General features: G+C 64.5%; 1 protein-coding gene. It reads left to right on the forward strand.

Annotated elements, in window-relative coordinates:
* Positions 1 to 543, forward strand: a 543-nt coding sequence (locus ACYPYD_RS28300; RefSeq protein WP_459667120.1) for an ArdC family protein, incomplete at its 5' end; no start/stop codon positions are given.
* Between the last annotated feature and the right edge of the window lie 190 nt (positions 544 to 733).

The following is a 733-nucleotide window of genomic DNA, read 5'->3' on the forward strand; positions in this document are numbered from 1 at the left end:
GTCGCCTTCCTCAAGCGCTTCGTGGTGTTCAACGTCGATCAGTGCGAGGGGCTGGCGGAAGACCTGACGGCATCTGCGATCCTGCCTGATCCGGTCATGGCTATCGCCGAGGCCGACCGCGTCATTGCCGCATCGGGGGCGGATTTTCGGATCGGTGGGAGCGAGGCCTTCTATTCGCCGACGCTCGACTATGTGCAGGTACCGCCGCAGGCCGCGTTCCATGATCCGGTGAACTGGTATCGCACCGCGCTGCACGAGTTGGGGCATTTCGCCGGAGGCAAAGGGCGGCTGGAACGGGATCAGACCGGGCGGTTCGGTTCGGCTTCGTACGCAAAGGAAGAACTGGTTGCCGAGATGACGGCGGCTTTCGCCTGCGCTGCGCTTGGTATCCAGCCCACGGTTCGCCACTCCGATTACATCGGGGCATGGCTGGAGGTGCTGCGCGCCGACGACAAGGCGATCTTCCGCGCGGCAAGCGCCGCCAGCAAGGGCGCCGACTATCTCCTCAAAGGCGCCGAGGGAGGCGAGCAGGGGCAACGCTGATCCCTTTGCGACACTGGGTCGTGGAGTCGCTGACGTGCTCGCCATGGAGCGCCGGTCTGCCTAAGTCATCTCCGCCCCTATAAACGCCCGAACTGGGTGAGGTTCGTCAAGCCCAAGGTCGCCTCTGTCATCGCACGCCGCGCGACACATCATGCGCTCGGCGAGGAGGAACTGACCTCGCTTGTCGCCT

The sequence above is a fragment of the Novosphingobium sp. 11B genome (genome assembly GCF_054589055.1).